The sequence below is a fragment of the Pseudomonas fluvialis genome, assembly GCF_014207935.1.
Classification (GTDB): Bacteria; Pseudomonadota; Gammaproteobacteria; order Pseudomonadales; family Pseudomonadaceae; genus Aquipseudomonas; species Aquipseudomonas fluvialis_A.
Window position 1 is genome coordinate 595,187 of sequence record NZ_JACHLL010000002.1, and the last position, 16,329, is coordinate 611,515.

General features: G+C 63.3%; 16 protein-coding genes. 7 read left to right on the top strand and 9 right to left on the bottom strand.

Annotation, left to right across the window (positions count from 1 at the left end):
- Nucleotides 1-12 precede the first annotated feature (12 nt).
- The 8 genes from rseP to rpsB all read right to left on the bottom strand — a co-directional run bounded on the left by rseP (nucleotide 13) and on the right by rpsB (nucleotide 7,366).
- Nucleotides 13-1,365 carry an RIP metalloprotease RseP gene (gene rseP / locus HNP49_RS07850; protein ID WP_184682095.1) on the bottom strand — a complete coding sequence of 451 codons (1,353 nt, stop codon included), beginning with the start codon at nucleotides 1,363-1,365 and terminating at the stop codon, nucleotides 13-15.
- Nucleotides 1,366-1,379: 14 nt separating this feature from the next.
- Nucleotides 1,380-2,567, bottom strand: coding sequence for a 1-deoxy-D-xylulose-5-phosphate reductoisomerase (gene ispC, locus HNP49_RS07855; protein ID WP_184682096.1), 1,188 nt, complete (start codon nucleotides 2,565-2,567; stop codon nucleotides 1,380-1,382).
- Nucleotides 2,564-3,379 (bottom strand): phosphatidate cytidylyltransferase, encoded by an 816-nt coding sequence (locus HNP49_RS07860; protein ID WP_184682098.1) that lies wholly within the window; start codon nucleotides 3,377-3,379, stop codon nucleotides 2,564-2,566. The genes ispC and HNP49_RS07860 overlap by 4 nt, the downstream gene beginning before the upstream one ends.
- A complete protein-coding gene (gene uppS / locus HNP49_RS07865; RefSeq protein WP_184682099.1) occupies nucleotides 3,373-4,134 on the bottom strand; it encodes a polyprenyl diphosphate synthase in 762 nt (253 codons plus the stop codon). The genes HNP49_RS07860 and uppS overlap by 7 nt, the downstream gene beginning before the upstream one ends.
- Nucleotides 4,135-4,148: 14 nt before the next feature.
- The gene (frr, locus tag HNP49_RS07870) at nucleotides 4,149-4,706 is read right to left on the bottom strand and encodes a ribosome recycling factor (protein WP_184682100.1); all 558 of its coding nucleotides are present in this window, start codon (nucleotides 4,704-4,706) and stop codon (nucleotides 4,149-4,151) included.
- Nucleotides 4,703-5,446, bottom strand: a complete 744-nt coding sequence (gene pyrH, locus HNP49_RS07875; RefSeq protein ID WP_184682101.1) for a UMP kinase — start codon at nucleotides 5,444-5,446, stop codon at nucleotides 4,703-4,705. Before pyrH ends, frr begins: the two co-directional genes overlap by 4 nt.
- A gap of 180 nt (nucleotides 5,447-5,626) precedes the next feature.
- Nucleotides 5,627-6,496, bottom strand: a complete 870-nt coding sequence (gene tsf, locus HNP49_RS07880) for a translation elongation factor Ts (protein WP_184682102.1) — start codon at nucleotides 6,494-6,496, stop codon at nucleotides 5,627-5,629.
- Between the two features lie 129 nt (nucleotides 6,497-6,625).
- Complete coding sequence (rpsB, locus tag HNP49_RS07885; RefSeq protein WP_184682103.1) at nucleotides 6,626-7,366, bottom strand: 30S ribosomal protein S2; 741 nt, start codon at nucleotides 7,364-7,366, stop codon at nucleotides 6,626-6,628.
- Between the two features lie 165 nt (nucleotides 7,367-7,531).
- Here rpsB and map point away from each other — a divergent pair, with 165 nt between their 5' ends.
- The 7 genes from map to HNP49_RS07920 all read left to right on the top strand — a co-directional run bounded on the left by map (nucleotide 7,532) and on the right by HNP49_RS07920 (nucleotide 15,485).
- On the top strand, nucleotides 7,532-8,425 hold the full coding sequence (gene map, locus HNP49_RS07890) for a type I methionyl aminopeptidase (RefSeq protein ID WP_184682104.1): 894 nt from the start codon (nucleotides 7,532-7,534) through the stop codon (nucleotides 8,423-8,425).
- 9 nt (nucleotides 8,426-8,434) lie between these two features.
- Nucleotides 8,435-11,134: a [protein-PII] uridylyltransferase gene (locus HNP49_RS07895; RefSeq protein ID WP_184682106.1), complete on the top strand. Its 2,700-nt coding sequence runs from the start codon at nucleotides 8,435-8,437 to the stop codon at nucleotides 11,132-11,134.
- A 21-nt stretch (nucleotides 11,135-11,155) separates the two neighbouring features.
- On the top strand, nucleotides 11,156-12,358 hold the full coding sequence (gene dapC / locus HNP49_RS07900) for a succinyldiaminopimelate transaminase (protein WP_184682108.1): 1,203 nt from the start codon (nucleotides 11,156-11,158) through the stop codon (nucleotides 12,356-12,358).
- A complete protein-coding gene (locus HNP49_RS07905; RefSeq protein ID WP_184682110.1) occupies nucleotides 12,355-12,702 on the top strand; it encodes an ArsC family reductase in 348 nt (115 codons plus the stop codon). Before dapC ends, HNP49_RS07905 begins: the two co-directional genes overlap by 4 nt.
- A gap of 28 nt (nucleotides 12,703-12,730) precedes the next feature.
- Nucleotides 12,731-13,768: a 2,3,4,5-tetrahydropyridine-2,6-dicarboxylate N-succinyltransferase gene (dapD, locus tag HNP49_RS07910; RefSeq protein ID WP_184682112.1), complete on the top strand. Its 1,038-nt coding sequence runs from the start codon at nucleotides 12,731-12,733 to the stop codon at nucleotides 13,766-13,768.
- Between the two features lie 110 nt (nucleotides 13,769-13,878).
- Nucleotides 13,879-15,084 carry an aminotransferase class V-fold PLP-dependent enzyme gene (locus HNP49_RS07915; RefSeq protein ID WP_184682114.1) on the top strand — a complete coding sequence of 402 codons (1,206 nt, stop codon included), beginning with the start codon at nucleotides 13,879-13,881 and terminating at the stop codon, nucleotides 15,082-15,084.
- Nucleotides 15,081-15,485: a SufE family protein gene (locus tag HNP49_RS07920; RefSeq protein ID WP_184682116.1), complete on the top strand. Its 405-nt coding sequence runs from the start codon at nucleotides 15,081-15,083 to the stop codon at nucleotides 15,483-15,485. The genes HNP49_RS07915 and HNP49_RS07920 overlap by 4 nt, the downstream gene beginning before the upstream one ends.
- On the opposite strand, the gene tcdA is transcribed toward HNP49_RS07920, so the two are convergent.
- Nucleotides 15,482-16,291: a tRNA cyclic N6-threonylcarbamoyladenosine(37) synthase TcdA gene (gene tcdA / locus HNP49_RS07925; RefSeq protein ID WP_184682119.1), complete on the bottom strand. Its 810-nt coding sequence runs from the start codon at nucleotides 16,289-16,291 to the stop codon at nucleotides 15,482-15,484. The genes HNP49_RS07920 and tcdA overlap by 4 nt on opposite strands.
- Between the last annotated feature and the right edge of the window lie 38 nt (nucleotides 16,292-16,329).

The window sequence follows — 16,329 nt, forward strand, 5'->3', positions numbered from 1 at the left end:
TTCGTTTGTGCCTTACAGACGGCTCAGGTCGTTGAACAAGGCCAACAGCATGACCCCAACTACCAGACTGATACCGACCTGCATCCCCCAGACTTGCACCCGTTCAGGAAGAGGGCGTCCACGCACCCACTCGACCAGATAAAACATCAGGTGCCCCCCGTCCAGCACCGGGATCGGCAGCAGATTCAACACACCCAGACTGATACTCAGCAATGCGAGGAAATTCAGGAACTCCGCAATACCGGACTCAGCTGAAGCGCCCGCCACTTTAGCAATGGTTACTGGCCCGCTCAAGTTTTTTACCGAAAGCTCGCCAACGAGCATTTTCTTGATCGACACCAGCGTCATGCTGGTCATCGACCAGGTTCGCCGCAGCGCTTCGGGCAGCGCATCCACGGGCCCGAAGCTGACTTCATGCAGCATTTCCGCTGGCCATTCGAAGCCCTGCACACGGGACCCGAAGAAGCCCACCCGGCCGTCACCAGCGCCCTGCTCGGCCAGCGTCACCGATACCGTTTGCTCCAGTCCGTCACGCTCAAAACGCACCGCGACCGTCTGCCCCGGACGGGCACGAACCCACTCGACCAATGCCATCCAGTCGGAAACCGGCTGATCATTGAACGCCACAATACGATCACCGGCCCGCAACCCAGCCAGAGCAGCAGGCCCCTGCGGCTCGAGATCAGCAAGCACCGGCGGCACCTGCGGACGCCAGGGTTTTAGCCCCAGCGCCGCGAGAGGATCAGGCTCATCCACGCCCTTCTGCCAGTCACGCAGCGGCACGCTGACATCGGATTCCAGACTGCCGCCCGCCTCACGCACGCGCAGCACCAGCTCGCCGGACTCCCCCAGACGATGGATCAACTGCAGGCTGACGCCCGCCCAGCCGGGCGTCGCCTCGCCATCGACGGCAATAATTTCCTGCCCAACCTGCAAACCCGCCTGCTCCGCCAGCCCCCCCGGCAGCACAGCGCCGATCACCGGCCGCGCCTGCTGACTACCCAGCAGAGCCAGCATCCAGAAGAAGGCAATGGCCAGGAGGAAGTTGGCCAAGGGCCCGGCCGCGACAATGGCGAAGCGCTGCCGCACGCTCTTGCGATTGAAGGCCTGGGCCAGCAGCGCCTCGGGCACATCACCCTCACGCTCATCGAGCATCTTCACGTATCCGCCCAACGGAATGGCGGCAATAACGAATTCGGTTCCCTGGCGATCATGCCAGCGCAGCAGGGGCGCACCGAAACCGACAGAGAAGCGCAGTACCTTCACGCCACAGCGTCGTGCCACCCAGAAGTGGCCAAATTCGTGAATAGTCACCAGCACGCCCAAGGCAATCAGGGTGCCGAACAGCATGTAGAGCCCGCTCATATTGCCTCCGCCACTCAACCGGAATGCCGCGCCAACCACTGCTGCGCCGCTTCGCGGGCAGAGCGATCGGCAGCCAGCACCGCCTCCAGGCTTTCGACCGGAGTGGCCGGCAGCGAGTTCAATACCGACTCGTTGAGCTGGGCAATCTGGGTAAAGCCGATGCGCCGATGCAAGAATGCCTCAACCGCCACCTCGTTTGCCGCGTTGAGCAGCGCCGCCGCGCTACCGCCAGCCTCGGCGGCCTGGCGGGCCAGGCGCAAACAGGCAAACCGCTCTAGGTCTGGCTCCTGGAAATCGAGGCGACCGACACGGAACAGATCCAGCGGTGCTACGCCGGAGGCCACCCGCTCGGGCCAGGCCAGAGCATGGGCAATCGGTGTACGCATATCCGGATTGCCCAGTTGCGCCAGCACCGAACCATCGACATAGTCGACCAGCGAATGGATCACGCTCTGTGGATGAATGACCACCTCGACCTGCTCCGGCCGGGCATCGAACAACCAGCAGGCTTCGATCAGTTCCAGCCCCTTGTTCATCATGCTGGCCGAATCCACCGAGATCTTGCGCCCCATCGACCAGTTGGGATGCGCGCAGGCCTGCTCCGGAGTGACGGTGGCCAACCGCTCCAGCGGCAGCTCGCGAAATGGACCACCTGAGGCAGTCAGCAGGATGCGTCGCACACCGACCTGTTCCAGGCCATCGGCAAAATCCATCGGCAGGCATTGAAAGATCGCATTGTGCTCACTGTCGATCGGCAGCAACTGCGCCCCGCTGTCACGCACGGCCTGCATGAACAAGGCCCCGGACATCACCAACGCTTCCTTGTTGGCCAGCAGGACCTTCTTGCCAGCGCGCACAGCCGCCAGAGTGGGTAACAACCCCGCAGCACCGACAATAGCCGCCATGACCACATCGACGTCCGCATGCGCGGCGACATCGCACAAGCCCTGCTCCCCAACCAGCACTTCGGTCGCCAGACCTGCCGCGCGCAAGCCGTCCCGCAGCACAGCCGCTGCAGCCTCATCTGCAACCACGGCAAACTGCGGGCGATACTGCAGACAGAGCTGCTCGAGTTCTGCCAGGCGCGAATAACCACTGAGGGCAAATACCCGGTAGCGCTCGGGATGGCGCGCCAGAACGTCCAGAGTACTGCGCCCGATGGAACCGGTCGCACCTAGAACACTGATCAGCTCGACGCTCACTGCGCAGCCCACCCAGCCAGCCACAGCAGGCTGGCAAACACAGGAATCGCCGCGGTCAGACTGTCGATCCGATCAAGGATGCCGCCATGCCCAGGCAGCAGATTGCTGCTGTCCTTGATCCCGGCCTGACGCTTGAACATGCTCTCGTTGAGATCACCCAGCACCGAAAACGCCACCACGACAGCCGCACCAAGCACTGCCAGCACGACATCGAGCGAAGACCACCCCTGGTAGATTGCCACCCCCAGGGTGATCAGCAGACTGGCGGCCATGCCGCCATAGAAACCTTCCCAGCTTTTACCCGGACTAACCTGCGGTGCCAGCTTGCGCTTACCAAAAGCCTTGCCGGCGAAATAGGCGCCGATATCGGCACCCCAGACCAGCACCATCACGGCCAGGATCAGCCAGTTGCCCTGCGGCCACTGCTTGAACAGCACCAAGCCCTGCCAGGCCGGCAGCAGCAAGAGCAAACCGATCACAACACGCTGCCAGGAACCGCTCCAGAAACGACTGGTCTGCGGATACCCCACCACCAAGACCAGCGCAACCAGCCACCAGAGCAGCGCCAGCCCCAGCACCGCAGGCGCCAGCGACGGCAGCTGATACAGCAGCCAGAGCACCCCTGCCACCAGTGCGGCATAACCAACCCGCACAGGCTGCGCAGCAAAACCTGCCAGCCGCGCCCATTCCCAGGCTCCCAGGCTCACCACCGCGCCGATGAACAGCGCGAACCAGCCACCATCGAGCAGAAAAAAACCGCCGAGGGCGATGGGCAGCAGCACCAGCGCCGTTAGAATTCGTTGTTTCAGCATTGGGAACGCGCCTCGGCCTCCACCTGCTCGCTGGTCTTGCCAAAGCGACGCTGGCGGGTAGAAAAGTCGGCCAGCGCCTTGCGCATGGCTTCGTGCTTGAAGTCCGGCCAGAACAGGTCGGAAAAGTACAGCTCGGCATAGGCCAACTGCCAGAGCAGAAAGTTGCTGATGCGATGGTCACCACCGGTGCGAATGCACAGGTCCGGCAACGGCTGACCTGCCGTGGACAGGCAGTGCTCCAGCGCATGGGCATCGATAGCCTCGACTGCCAACTCACCGGCCGCGACCCGGCGCGCCAGCTGCTGACTGGCTTGCACGATATCCCACTGGCCACCGTAATTGGCCGCCACCTGCAGAACAAAGCGCGTGTGCCCGGCGGTTGCCGCCTCGGCATCAGCCATTGCCGCCTGCAATTCGGGATGGAAACGGGAGCGATCGCCGATGATGCGCAGACGAATGCCATTATCATTCAGCTTGCGTACCTCTCGGCGCAGAGCACCGAGGAACAGCTCCATCAAAGCACTGACCTCGTCCGCCGGACGCTGCCAGTTCTCACTGGAGAAGGCAAACAGGGTCAGCACTTCGACGCCAGCCTCGGCGCACACCTCGATCACCGCACGCACGGCATCGACACCCGCTTTGTGCCCGGCCACCCCTGGCAGCAGACGCTTCTTCGCCCAGCGATTGTTGCCATCCATGATGATGGCAACATGCCGCGGCACGATCGCCGCGGACTTTTTCTGCGTCTTGTCCATGACCTTGCCTGCCGTCACACCGCCATCAGGTCGGTTTCTTTGGCTTCCAGCGCCTTGTCGACTTCGGCAACGAACTTGTCGGTGAGCTTCTGCACCTCATCGGCTGCGCGACGCTCTTCGTCTTCGCTGATTTCCTTGTCCTTGGACAGTTTCTTCAGCTCGGCCAGCGCATCGCGACGCACGTTGCGCACCGCCACCTTGGCGTCCTCGGCAACGCCACGCGCCTGCTTGGTGTAGCCACGACGAGTCTCCTCGGTCAGCGCCGGCATCGGCACGCGAATGGTGGTGCCGGCACTGCTCGGGTTCAGGCCGAGATCGGAGGTCATGATGGCTTTTTCGATCGCCGCACTCAGGGTCTTGTCGTGCGCCACGATCTTCAGCGTGCGCGCGTCTTCCACACTGATCGCCGCGACCTGGTTCAATGGCATATCACTGCCGTACGCAGGCACCTTGACGCTGTCCAGGATGCTGGGATGCGCGCGACCGGTACGAATGGAGGCCAGATTGCGGCCCAGCGACTCCAGGGATTTAACCATGCGCTCCTGAGCGTCTTTCTTGATCTCGTTGATCATTGTGCTTCCTCCTCGATCAGGGTTCCTTCGGCGCCACCCACCACGATATTGAGCAGGGCGCCGGGCTTGTTCATGTTGAAGACGCGCAGCGGCATCTTGTGGTCGCGGCACAGGCAAATGGCCGTCAGGTCCATCACACCCAGCTTGCGATCCAGCACCTCGTCATAGGTCAGGCGCTCGAATTTTTCCGCATTGGGATCCTTGAACGGATCGGCAGTGTACACGCCATCGACCTTGGTGGCCTTGAGCACCAGATCGGCATCGATCTCGATGGCCCGCAAGCAGGCGGCGGAGTCGGTCGTGAAGAACGGATTGCCGGTACCGGCAGCGAAGATCACCACTTCGCCCGTCTTCAGGTGGCGCATGGCCTTGCGGCGATCGTAGTGATCGGTCACACCCACCATGGAGATAGCCGACATGACGATGGCCGGGATGTTCGAGCGCTCCAACGCATCGCGCATCGCCAGGGCATTCATCACGGTCGCCAGCATGCCCATGTGGTCGCCGGTGACCCGATCCATGCCGGCTGCCGACAGCGCGGCACCGCGGAACAGGTTGCCGCCGCCGATCACCAGACCGACCTGCACGCCGATACCGACCAGTTGGCCGACTTCCAGCGCCATACGATCGAGCACCTTGGGATCGATACCGAACTCCTCGGTGCCCATCAAGGCCTCGCCGCTAAGTTTGAGAAGAATGCGTTTGTAGCGCGCTTGGCGACCACCGAGTTGCTGAGCCATGCCTATCTCTCCTGCGGCGTTAGAATTTGTGCGGCGCCGATGCGCCGATGACGGCAGCCTGTTGGACCAGACTAGCGGCAGGAAGTGCCACCTGCCGGGAGAAGCCGTTTTCCTTCTCCACTTTGACAAAGAGGCCGCGCGCGTGAGCGGGCGACCTCTTCGTTTTACCGCAAGCGTCGCTTACTGCTGGGAAGCAGCAACCTGCGCAGCGACTTCGGCAGCGAAGTCGACTTCAGCCTTCTCGATGCCCTCGCCCACTTCGTAACGAACGAAGGAAACGATTTCGGCACCGGCTTTCTTGGCCAGGTCACCGACCTTGACTTCCGGATCCTTGACGAAGGCCTGCTCGACCAGGCTGGCTTCGGCCAGGAATTTGTTGATACGGCCCTTGACCATGTTCTCAACAATGTTTTCCGGCTTGCCAGCGATCTTGTCGGCGTTCAGCTGCAGGAAGATTTCCTTCTCTTTGGCCACCAGTTCTTCGGAAACGTCAGCCGGGCTCAGAACAGCCGGGTTGCTGGCAGCTACGTGCATGGCGATGTCCTTGGCCAGCTCGGCGTTACCGCCCTTGAGCACAACCAGCACACCGATACGGTGGCCGTGCAGGTAGGAACCCACCACGTCGCCTTCAACACGAGTCAGGCGACGAATGTTGACGTTCTCGCCACACTTGGAAACCAGGGCCAGGCGAGCTTCTTCCTGAGCGGCGATCAGCGGCGCGGCGTCGGTCAGGTTGTCGGCGAAAGCCTTGTCCAGGCTGGCAGCCACGAAGCCTTTGAAATCGTCCTGCAGAGCCAGGAAGTCGGTCTGCGAGTTGACTTCGATGATCATGCCGGCTTTGCCGTCGGCAGCGATCTTGACGGCGATGGAGCCTTCGGCGGCAATGTTGCCAGCCTTCTTGGCAGCCTTGATGGCGCCAGCAGCGCGCATGTCGTCAATGGCCTTCTCGATATCGCCTTCAGCGGCGACCAGTGCCTTCTTGCACTCCATCATGCCCAGGCCAGTACGCTCGCGCAGTTCTTTAACCAGGGCTGCAGTGATTTCTGCCATGCTCATAATCCTCTTGAAGTGGTTGTCAAACCATCGGCCCGCCATGGCAAGCCGATCATGCAATTCAAAGTTGGCAAAAAGGGGGCCTAGCCCCCTTCTTGCTTACCGGAGTCGGATGACAGTCCGGTATCAGCCCTCAGCGGCCTCGTCAGCAGACGCTTCGACGAACTCGTCGGCGCCGCCGGCAGCGTTGCTGCGACCACGGATCACGGCATCAGCCATGGCACCCAGGTACAGCTGAACGGCGCGAATGGCGTCGTCGTTACCCGGGATGATGTAGTCAACGCCTTCCGGGCTGCTGTTGGTATCGACAACGCCGATGACCGGGATGCCCAGCTTGTTGGCTTCGGTGATGGCAATGCGCTCGTGGTCGACGTCGATCACGAACAGGGCGTCCGGCAGACCGCCCATATCCTTGATACCACCCAGGCTGCGATCCAGCTTTTCCAGATCACGGGTACGCATCAGGGCTTCTTTCTTGGTCAGCTTGGCGAAGGTGCCGTCCTGGGATTGAACTTCCAGGTCACGCAGACGCTTGATCGACTGACGGATGGTCTTGTAGTTGGTCAGCATGCCGCCCAACCAGCGGTGATCGACGAACGGCATGCCGCAACGGGCAGCTTCTTCGCGAACGATCTTGCCAGCGGAACGCTTGGTGCCAACGAACAGAATCTTGTTCTTGCCGGAAGCCAGCTTCTCAACGAAAGCCTGGGCTTCGTTGAACATCGGCAGGGTCTTTTCCAGGTTGACGATGTGAATCTTGTTGCGCGCGCCGAAAATGTACTTGCCCATTTTCGGGTTCCAGTAACGGGTCTGGTGGCCGAAGTGCACACCGGCCTTCAGCATATCGCGCATAGTGACTTGGGACATTTCTCTTCCTCGATAAGTCGGGTTAGGCCTCCATGCGCCCCAATGACCAACCCCAAAGGGCACCCAGGTCACCGTGTCGACGCATGTGTGGGTTAGTGGCTGAACCGGCACTGCCGGAAAAGCGCGGCGCTTTATATCACAACCGACGCACAAACAAAACCCGCCATGAGTCTTCCACCGGGGTGGCCGGGGCGCCACGGTCTGTTAGAATTCCGCCCTTTCCCTATTTGCCTGGGGCCGTGCACGCACCAGGAAAGTCAGCATGAGAGAGCCAGCATGACCGTCACCTTCAAGACGTCCGATGAAATCGAAAAAATGCGCGTCGCCGGCCGTCTGGCGGGTGAGGTGCTGATCATGATCGGCGAACACGTCAAGCCGGGGGTCACCACCGAAGAGCTGGACCGCATCTGCCATGACTACATCGTCAACGTGCAGCAGGCCATCCCTGCCCCGCTCAACTACAAGGGTTTCCCCAAGTCGATCTGCACCTCGATCAACCATGTGGTCTGTCACGGCATCCCCAACGACAAACCGCTGAAAGACGGCGACATCATCAACATCGACATCACCGTGATCAAGGATGGCTACCACGGCGACACCAGCAAGATGTTCATCGTCGGCAAGCCGCTGGAGTGGGCGGAGAAGCTCTGCCGCATCACTCAGGAGTGCCTGTATAAAGGCATCGAACTGGTCAAGCCCGGCACCCGTCTGGGCGATATCGGCGAAGTGATCCAGAAGCACGCCGAGAAGAACGGCTACTCGGTGGTACGCGAATACTGCGGCCACGGCATCGGCGCCGTGTTCCACGAGGAGCCGCAGGTGCTGCACTACGGCCGCGCTGGCACCGGCATGGAGCTCAAGGAAGGCATGACCTTCACCATCGAGCCAATGATCAACCAGGGCCGTGCGGAAACCCGCTTGCTCGGCGACGGCTGGACCGCCATCACCAAGGACCGCAAGCTCTCGGCACAGTGGGAACACACCATTCTGGTCACCGCCGACGGTTTCGAAGTCCTGACCCTGCGCAGCGACGAAAGCTTCCCGCGCACCAACGCATAAGGAACCGGCATGCCGCAGGTTGATCCCGAACTGTTCGACCGCGGCCAGTTCCAGGCGGAACTGGCGCTCAAGGCATCGCCGATTGCCGCCTTCAAGAAGGCCATTCGCCACGCCCGCGAAGTGCTCGACGAGCGCTTTCGCAGCGGTCGCGAGATTCGCCGCCTGATCGAAGACCGCGCCTGGTTCGTCGACCAAATCCTCACCGAGGCCTGGAAACAGTTCGACTGGAGCGAGGACGCCGACATTGCCCTGGTGGCGGTCGGCGGCTACGGCCGAGGCGAGCTGCACCCACATTCGGACATCGACCTGCTGCTGCTCATGGAGCACGAAGACCAGGAGCTGTTCCGCTCGCCCATCGAGGGCTTTCTCACCCTGCTCTGGGATATCGGCCTGGAAGTCGGCCAGAGCGTGCGCTCGGTGGCCGAATGCGCCGACGAGGCGCGCGCCGATCTGACCGTCATCACCAACCTGATGGAAAGCCGCACCATCGCTGGCCCCGAGCGTTTGCGCCAGGCCATGCTGGAGGTCACCGCCAGTGAGCAAATGTGGCCGAGCAAGCACTTCTTCCTGGCCAAACGCGACGAACAGCGGGCACGCCACGGCAAGTACAACGATACCGAGTACAACCTCGAACCCAATGTGAAGGGCTCACCCGGCGGACTGCGCGACATCCAGACCATCCTCTGGGTGGCCCGCCGTCACTTCGGCCGGCACAGCATCACCGCCCTCGACGGTCCGGACTTCCTGATTGACAGCGAGCTGCAGATGCTCGCCAGCAGCCAGGAATTCCTGTGGAAGGTGCGCTACGCCCTGCACATGCTGGCCGGTCGCGCCGAGGACCGCCTGCTGTTCGACTACCAGCGCAAGATTGCCGTGCTACTCGGCTACGAAGACAGCGACGGCAAGCTGGCGGTCGAGCACTTCATGCAGAAGTACTACCGCGTGGTCATGGCCGTCTCGGAGCTGTCCGACCTGATTCTCCAGCACTTCGAGGAAGTCATCCTGCGGCATGACGAGAACGGCACCCTGACGCCGCTCAACAGCCGCTTCCGGGTTCGTGACGGCTACCTGGAAGTCACCAGCGCCAGCGTGTTCAAGCGCAGCCCGTTCGCCATCCTCGAAATGTTCGTGCTGATGGCCCAGCATCCGGAGATCAAGGGTGCCCGCGCCGACACCATCCGCCTGCTGCGCGACTCACGCCAGTTGATCGAAGACAAGTTCCGCCAGGACATCCGCAACACCAGCCTGTTCATCGAACTGTTCAAGTGCCACGAGGGCATTCACCGCAACCTGCGGCGGATGAACCGCTACGGCATCCTTGGCCGCTACCTGCCGGAGTTCGGCCTGATCGTCGGGCAGATGCAGCACGACCTGTTCCACATCTTCACCGTCGACGCGCACACCCTCAATCTGATCAAGCACCTGCGTAAGCTGGGCAAGCCGGGCGTGAGCGAGAAGTTCCCACTGGCCAGCAAGGTCATCGCACACCTGCCCAAGCCGGAACTGATCTACCTCGCCGGCCTCTACCACGACATCGGCAAGGGCCGCGGCGGCGACCACTCCGAACTGGGCGCCGTGGACGCCGCCCAGTTCTGCGAGCGGCACAAGCTGCCGGCCTGGGACAGTCGCCTGGTGGTGTGGCTGGTGAAGAATCACCTGGTGATGTCGACCACCGCCCAGCGCAAGGACCTCTCCGACCCGCAGGTGATCCACGAATTCGCCCAATTGGTCGGTGACCAGACCCGCCTCGACTATCTCTACGTGCTGACCGTGGCCGACATCAATGCCACCAACCCCAGCCTGTGGAACTCCTGGCGGGCCAGCCTACTGCGCCAGCTCTACACCGAGACCAAGCGGGCCCTGCGCCGTGGCCTGGAAAACCCGGTGGACCGTGAAGAGCAGATCCGCCAGACCCAGGTCGCCGCACTCGACGTACTGGTGCGCAGCGGTATCGATCAGGACGACGCCGAGCAGCTGTGGTCGCAACTGGGCGACGACTACTTCCTGCGCCACACCTCCAGCGACGTGGCCTGGCATACCGAGGCGATTCTCCAGCACCCGGCCGGCAAAGACCCGCTGGTACTGATCCGCGAAACCACCCAACGCGAGTTCGAAGGCGCCACGCAGATATTCATCTACGCGCCCGACCAGCACGACTTCTTCGCCGTGACCGTGGCTGCCATGGACCAGCTCAACCTGAGCATTCAGGACGCGCGCATCATCACCTCGACCAGCCAGTTCACCCTCGACACCTACGTGGTGCTCGACGCCGAGGGCGGCAGCATCGGCGACAACCCGCAGCGCACGCAGGAAATCCGCAACGGACTGGTCGATGCACTGAAGAGCCCTGAGGAATACTCGAACATCATCCAGCGCCGCGTGCCCCGGCAGCTCAAGCACTTTGCCTTTGCCCCACAGGTCAGCATTCACAACGATGCCCAGCGTCCGGTGACGGTTCTGGAAATCACTGCGCCAGACCGCCCGGGCCTGCTGGCACGGATTGGCAAAATCTTCCTCGACTTCGACCTGTCACTACAGAACGCCAAGATCGCCACCCTCGGCGAGCGCGTGGAAGACGTGTTCTTCGTCACCGACAACCATGGCCAGCCACTGGCTGACCCGGACCTGTGCCAGAAACTGCAGGACGCCATCGTCGAGCAGTTGGCACCATCCGCCCAGGACAGCGGCCCCAGCCGCCTGACCTTCTAGTTTTGTTTTCCCGGAGTTTGCATGAACCGCGCCCTTGACCAGCTGCAGCCCTATCCCTTCGAGAAGCTGCGCGCCCTGCTCGCCAACGCCCAGCCGCCGGCGCAGCTCAAGCCGATCGCCCTGTCCATCGGCGAACCCAAGCACAAGTCGCCGGCGTTCGTCGCCCAGGCGTTGGCCGACAATCTCGACCAGCTCGCTGTTTACCCCACCACCCTGGGCCTGCCGGCACTGCGCGAAGCCATTACCGGCTGGTGCGAACGCCGCTTCGGTGTACCGACCGGCTGGCTGGATGCCGCCCGTCATGTGCTGCCAGTCAATGGCACCCGCGAGGCGCTGTTCGCCTTCACCCAGGCCGTGGTCAACCGCACAGACGACGCCCTGGTGCTGTCGCCCAACCCGTTCTATCAGATCTATGAGGGTGCAGCCCTGCTGGCCGGCGCCACCCCGCACTACCTGCCATGTCTGGCTGAGAACGGCTTCAACCCGGACTACGACGCCGTACCGGAAGAAATCTGGCAACGCACCCAGATCCTCTTCATCTGCTCCCCAGGCAACCCCACCGGCGCGCTGACGCCGCTGGAGACGCTGAAGAAGCTGATTGCCCTGGCCGACCGTTATAACTTCGTGATCGCTGCCGACGAGTGCTACAGCGAGCTGTACTTCGACGAGGAAAATCCGCCACCTGGCCTGCTGACCGCCTGCGCCGAACTGGGCCGCCAGGACTTCAAGCGCTGCGTGGTGTTCCACAGTCTGTCCAAGCGCTCCAACCTGCCCGGCCTGCGCTCGGGCTTCGTGGCCGGCGACGCCGAGATCCTCAAGGCCTTCCTGCTCTACCGCACCTACCACGGCTGTGCCATGCCGGTGCAGACCCAGTTGGCCAGCGTTGCGGCCTGGAACGACGAAGCCCACGTGCGTGAAAACCGCGATCAGTACCGCGCCAAATACGACGCCGTGCTGGACATCCTCGCACCTGTGCTGGACGTGCAGCGCCCGGATGGCAGCTTCTACCTGTGGGCCCGCACGCCGACGGATGACACCCAGTTCACCCGTGAGCTGTTCGCCCAGCAGCACGTTACCGTGGTTCCCGGCTCGTACCTGTCGCGTGAAGTGAACGGCCTGAATCCGGGGGCCGGGCGCATCCGCATGGCGCTGGTCGCGCCGCTGGCCGAGTGCATCGAAGCCGCCGAGCGCATCCGCAGCTTTATTCAGGGGCAGCCGGCATGAGCATCACCCTCTACGGCATCAAGGCCTGCGACACCATGAAGAAGGCGCGCACCTGGCTCGACGAGCACGGCGTGATCTATGCCTTCCACGACTACAAGGTCAGCGCCATCGACGCCACCAGCCTGCAGAAATGGTGCGACGAACACGGCTGGGACAAGGTCCTCAACCGTGCCGGCACTACCTTCCGCAAGCTCGACGACGCGGACAGGCAGGACCTCGACCAGACCAAGGCCATTGCCCTGATGCTGGCCCAGCCTTCCATGATCAAGCGCCCGGTCCTCGATCTGGGCGAGCGCACCCTGCTCGGCTTCAAGCCCGAGCTGTATGCCCAGGCCCTGGCCTGATCCGATTTAAAGACCCAAGGAGCTATTCATGTCACAGCAACTGTTCGCCCTGGCCTTCGGCATCGGCACCCAGAACCTGCAGGGCCAGTGGCTCGAGGTGTACTACCCGCAGCCGCTGCTCAACCCGCCGGCAGAACTGGTCCATGCCGTCATCAGCAAGATCAACTATCAGGGCGGCAACCAGGCCATCAGCATGGACATCGGCACCGTTGCCGGCCTGGCTGAAGCCGTACAGGCTGCCGGTTTCATCGAGCAGGCCGCCGTTCTGGAATGCATGACCCAGAGCCACAAGCCGCTGGTGGTCACTCTGATCGCCGAAGACAAGGAACTGGCCAGCACCCCCGAGGCCTACCTCAAGCTGCACCTGCTGTCGCATCGCCTGGTCAAGCCGCATGGTCTGTCCCTGGCTGGTATCTTCCCGCTGCTGCCGAACGTGGCCTGGACCAGCCAGGGCGCAGTCGACCTCGCCGAGCTGGGCGAGCGCCAGCTGCGTGCCCGCCTGCGTGGCGAGCTGCTGGAAGTGTTCTCGGTGGACAAGTTCCCGAAAATGACCGACTACGTGGTGCCGAGCGGCGTGCGCATCGCCGATGCCGCCCGTGTACGCCTGGGCGCCTACGTGGGCGAAGGCACCACCGTGATGCACGAAGGCTTCATCAACTTCAACGCCGGCACCCAGGGCCCGGGCATGATCGAGGGCCGCATCTCCGCTGGCGTGTTCGTCGGCAAGGGCTCCGACCTGGGCGGCGGCTGCTCGACCATGGGTACCCTGTCCGGTGGCGGCAACATCATCATCAGCGTGGGTGAAGGCTGCCTGATCGGCGCCAACGCCGGCATCGGCATTCCGCTGGGCGACCGCAATACCGTGGAGTCCGGCCTGTATATCACCGCCGGCACCAAGGTGGCCCTGCTCGATGACAAGAACACCCTGGTCAAGGTGGTCAAGGCCCGTGATCTGGCCGGCCAGCCGGACCTGCTGTTCCGCCGCAACTCGCAGACCGGCGCGGTGGAGTGCAAGACCAACAAGAGCGCCATTGAGCTGAACGAGGCCCTGCACGCCCACAACTGATTGTGGAGCTGAACGCTTCATTGTCATGTTGACGTTTGCAGGCGACAGGCCGGGCCCATGCCCGGCCTGTCTATTTATACTCAAGCCCACCGCCTGAGACCTTGAATCCCATGCAACTGACCTCCCCCTGGCGCGCCGACTTTCCCGGCATCCTTGCCCTCGCGGCCGAGGGGCAGACCTATCTCGACAGCGCCGCCACCTCGCAGAAGCCGCAGGCCGTACTCGACGCCCTGCAGGCCTACTACACCGGCGGCGCCGCCAATGTGCACCGCGCCCAGCACCTGCCCGGAGACCGAGCTACCCGCGCCTTCGAGGCCGTCCGCAGCCAGGTGGCCGGCTGGCTGAATGCCGCCGGGAGCCAGGAGATCATCTTCACCCGCGGCACCACCGAGGCGATCAACCTGCTGGCGTATGGTCTGGAGAATCACTTCCAGGCCGGCGACGAAATCGTCATCAGCGCCCTGGAGCACCACGCCAACCTGCTGCCCTGGCAGCAACTGGCCCGACGCCGCGGCCTGACTCTCGTAGTGCTGCCGCTAGACGAACACGGACAGATCGATCTTACGCAGGCACGGCAGCTGATCGGCCCGCGTACCCGTTTGCTGGCCGTGAGCCAGCTATCCAACGTGTTGGGCGCCTGGGCACCTCTCGACGAACTGCTGTCACTGGGCCGCCAGCACGGCGCCCTGACGCTGGTGGATGGCGCCCAGGGTGCCGTGCACCAGCGCCCGGATGTGCAGGCGCTGAACTGCGACTTCTATGTCTTTTCCGCCCACAAGCTCTACAGCGCCGAAGGTTGCGGCGTGCTCTACGCCAGAAGCGCCGCGGCCCAGCACCTGCAGCCCTGGCAGTTCGGTGGCGAGATGGTGCTCGACTGCGATTATCAACAGGCCCGCTTCCGTCCGCTGCCTCTGGGCTTCGAGGCCGGCACGCCGGCCATTGGCAGCGTTCTGGCGCTGGGCGCTGCGCTGGATTACCTGAGCTGCCTCGACCCGGTCGCGGTGAGCACCCATGAACAGGCCCTGCACGATGCCCTGCTCGCCGGCCTGACCCAGATCCACGGCCTACGCCTGCTGGGCAGCCCACAACTGGCCCTGGCCAGCTTCACCGTCGATGGCGTACACGGTAGCGACCTGGCCCATCTGCTCAGCGAACAGGGTGTGTGCGTACGCACCGGCCATCACTGCGCCATGCCCCTGCTCAAGCAGCTGGGTTTGAGCGGCGCCACGCGGGTTTCGCTGGGGTTGTACAACGATGGAGGCGACCTGCAGCGCCTGTTCACCGCCCTCGATCAGGCACTGGAGCTACTGCGATGAGCCTGCCGGCCGCCGCCATGCAGGCCCGCGAAGCCTTCACCGCCTGCGCCGGCTGGGAGCAGCGCGCGCGCCTGTTGATGCAGTGGGGCGAGCGTCTGGAACCGCTGCAGGAAGCCGAACGCAACGAGCACAACCGGGTTCAGGGCTGCGAGAGCTTGGTCTGGCTGGTAGCCGATCAACGCACCCCGGCTATGGCGTTTCGCGCGACCAGCGACGCCCGCCTGCTACGCGGGCTGCTGGCCGTGCTGCTGGTGCGGGTCAACGGCCTGTCCGCCGCGGAGCTGGCCACGCTTGACCTGCCGGCCTGGTTTAACGAGCTGGGGCTTGGTCGCCAGCTCTCGCCGTCGCGCAGCAATGGCCTGAATGCCGTGCTGCAGCGGATGATCGCCCTCGCCGACTAGTTTGCCGACTGGCGCTCCGCCGGACGGCGCGCGCCAGCCACCAGCTTGTCGATGGTCTTGGCCGCTGCCGCCATGCCGAAGCTGGCCGTGACCATCATCACCGCGCCAAAGCCGCCGGCGCAGTCGAGTTTGACCCCTTCACCAACGAAGCCCTTGGCCTGACAGACCGAGCCATCGGGCTTGGGGTAACGCAGCTGCTCGGTGGAAAACACGCAGGGCACGCTGTAGTGCCGCCCCGGCGTACGCGAGAAGTTGTAGTCCCGGCGCAGGGTGCTGCGAACCTTGGCCGCCAGGGGATCGTTGAAGGTCTTGTTGAGGTCGGTGACCTGGATCTGGGTCGGATCGATCTGCCCGCCGGCACCGCCAGTGGTGACGATCTGGATCTTGCGTCGCTTGCACCAGGCAATCAGCGCCGCCTTGGCCGCCACGCTGTCGATGCAGTCGATCACCGCGTCGAGCTGCTCGGTGATGTACTCGACCATGGTTTCGCGGGTGACGAAGTCCGCCACCGCATGCACCACACAGGCCGGGTTGATGGCGCGGATACGCTCGGCCATCACCTCGACCTTGGCCTTGCCCACCGCGCCCTCGATGGCGTGCACCTGACGATTGGTGTTGGTGATGCACACGTCATCCAGGTCGAACAGGGAAATCTCGCCCACCCCGGAACGCGCCAGCGCCTCGGCCGCCCAGCTGCCCACGCCGCCAATGCCCACCACGGCCACATGCGCCGCCTGCAGGCGGGCCAGGCCATCACGGCCATACAGACGGGCAATGCCGCCAAAACGCTGATCGTCAGTACTCATGCCATCCCCTCGCGAAGCAGGCGCGCATTATGAATGAT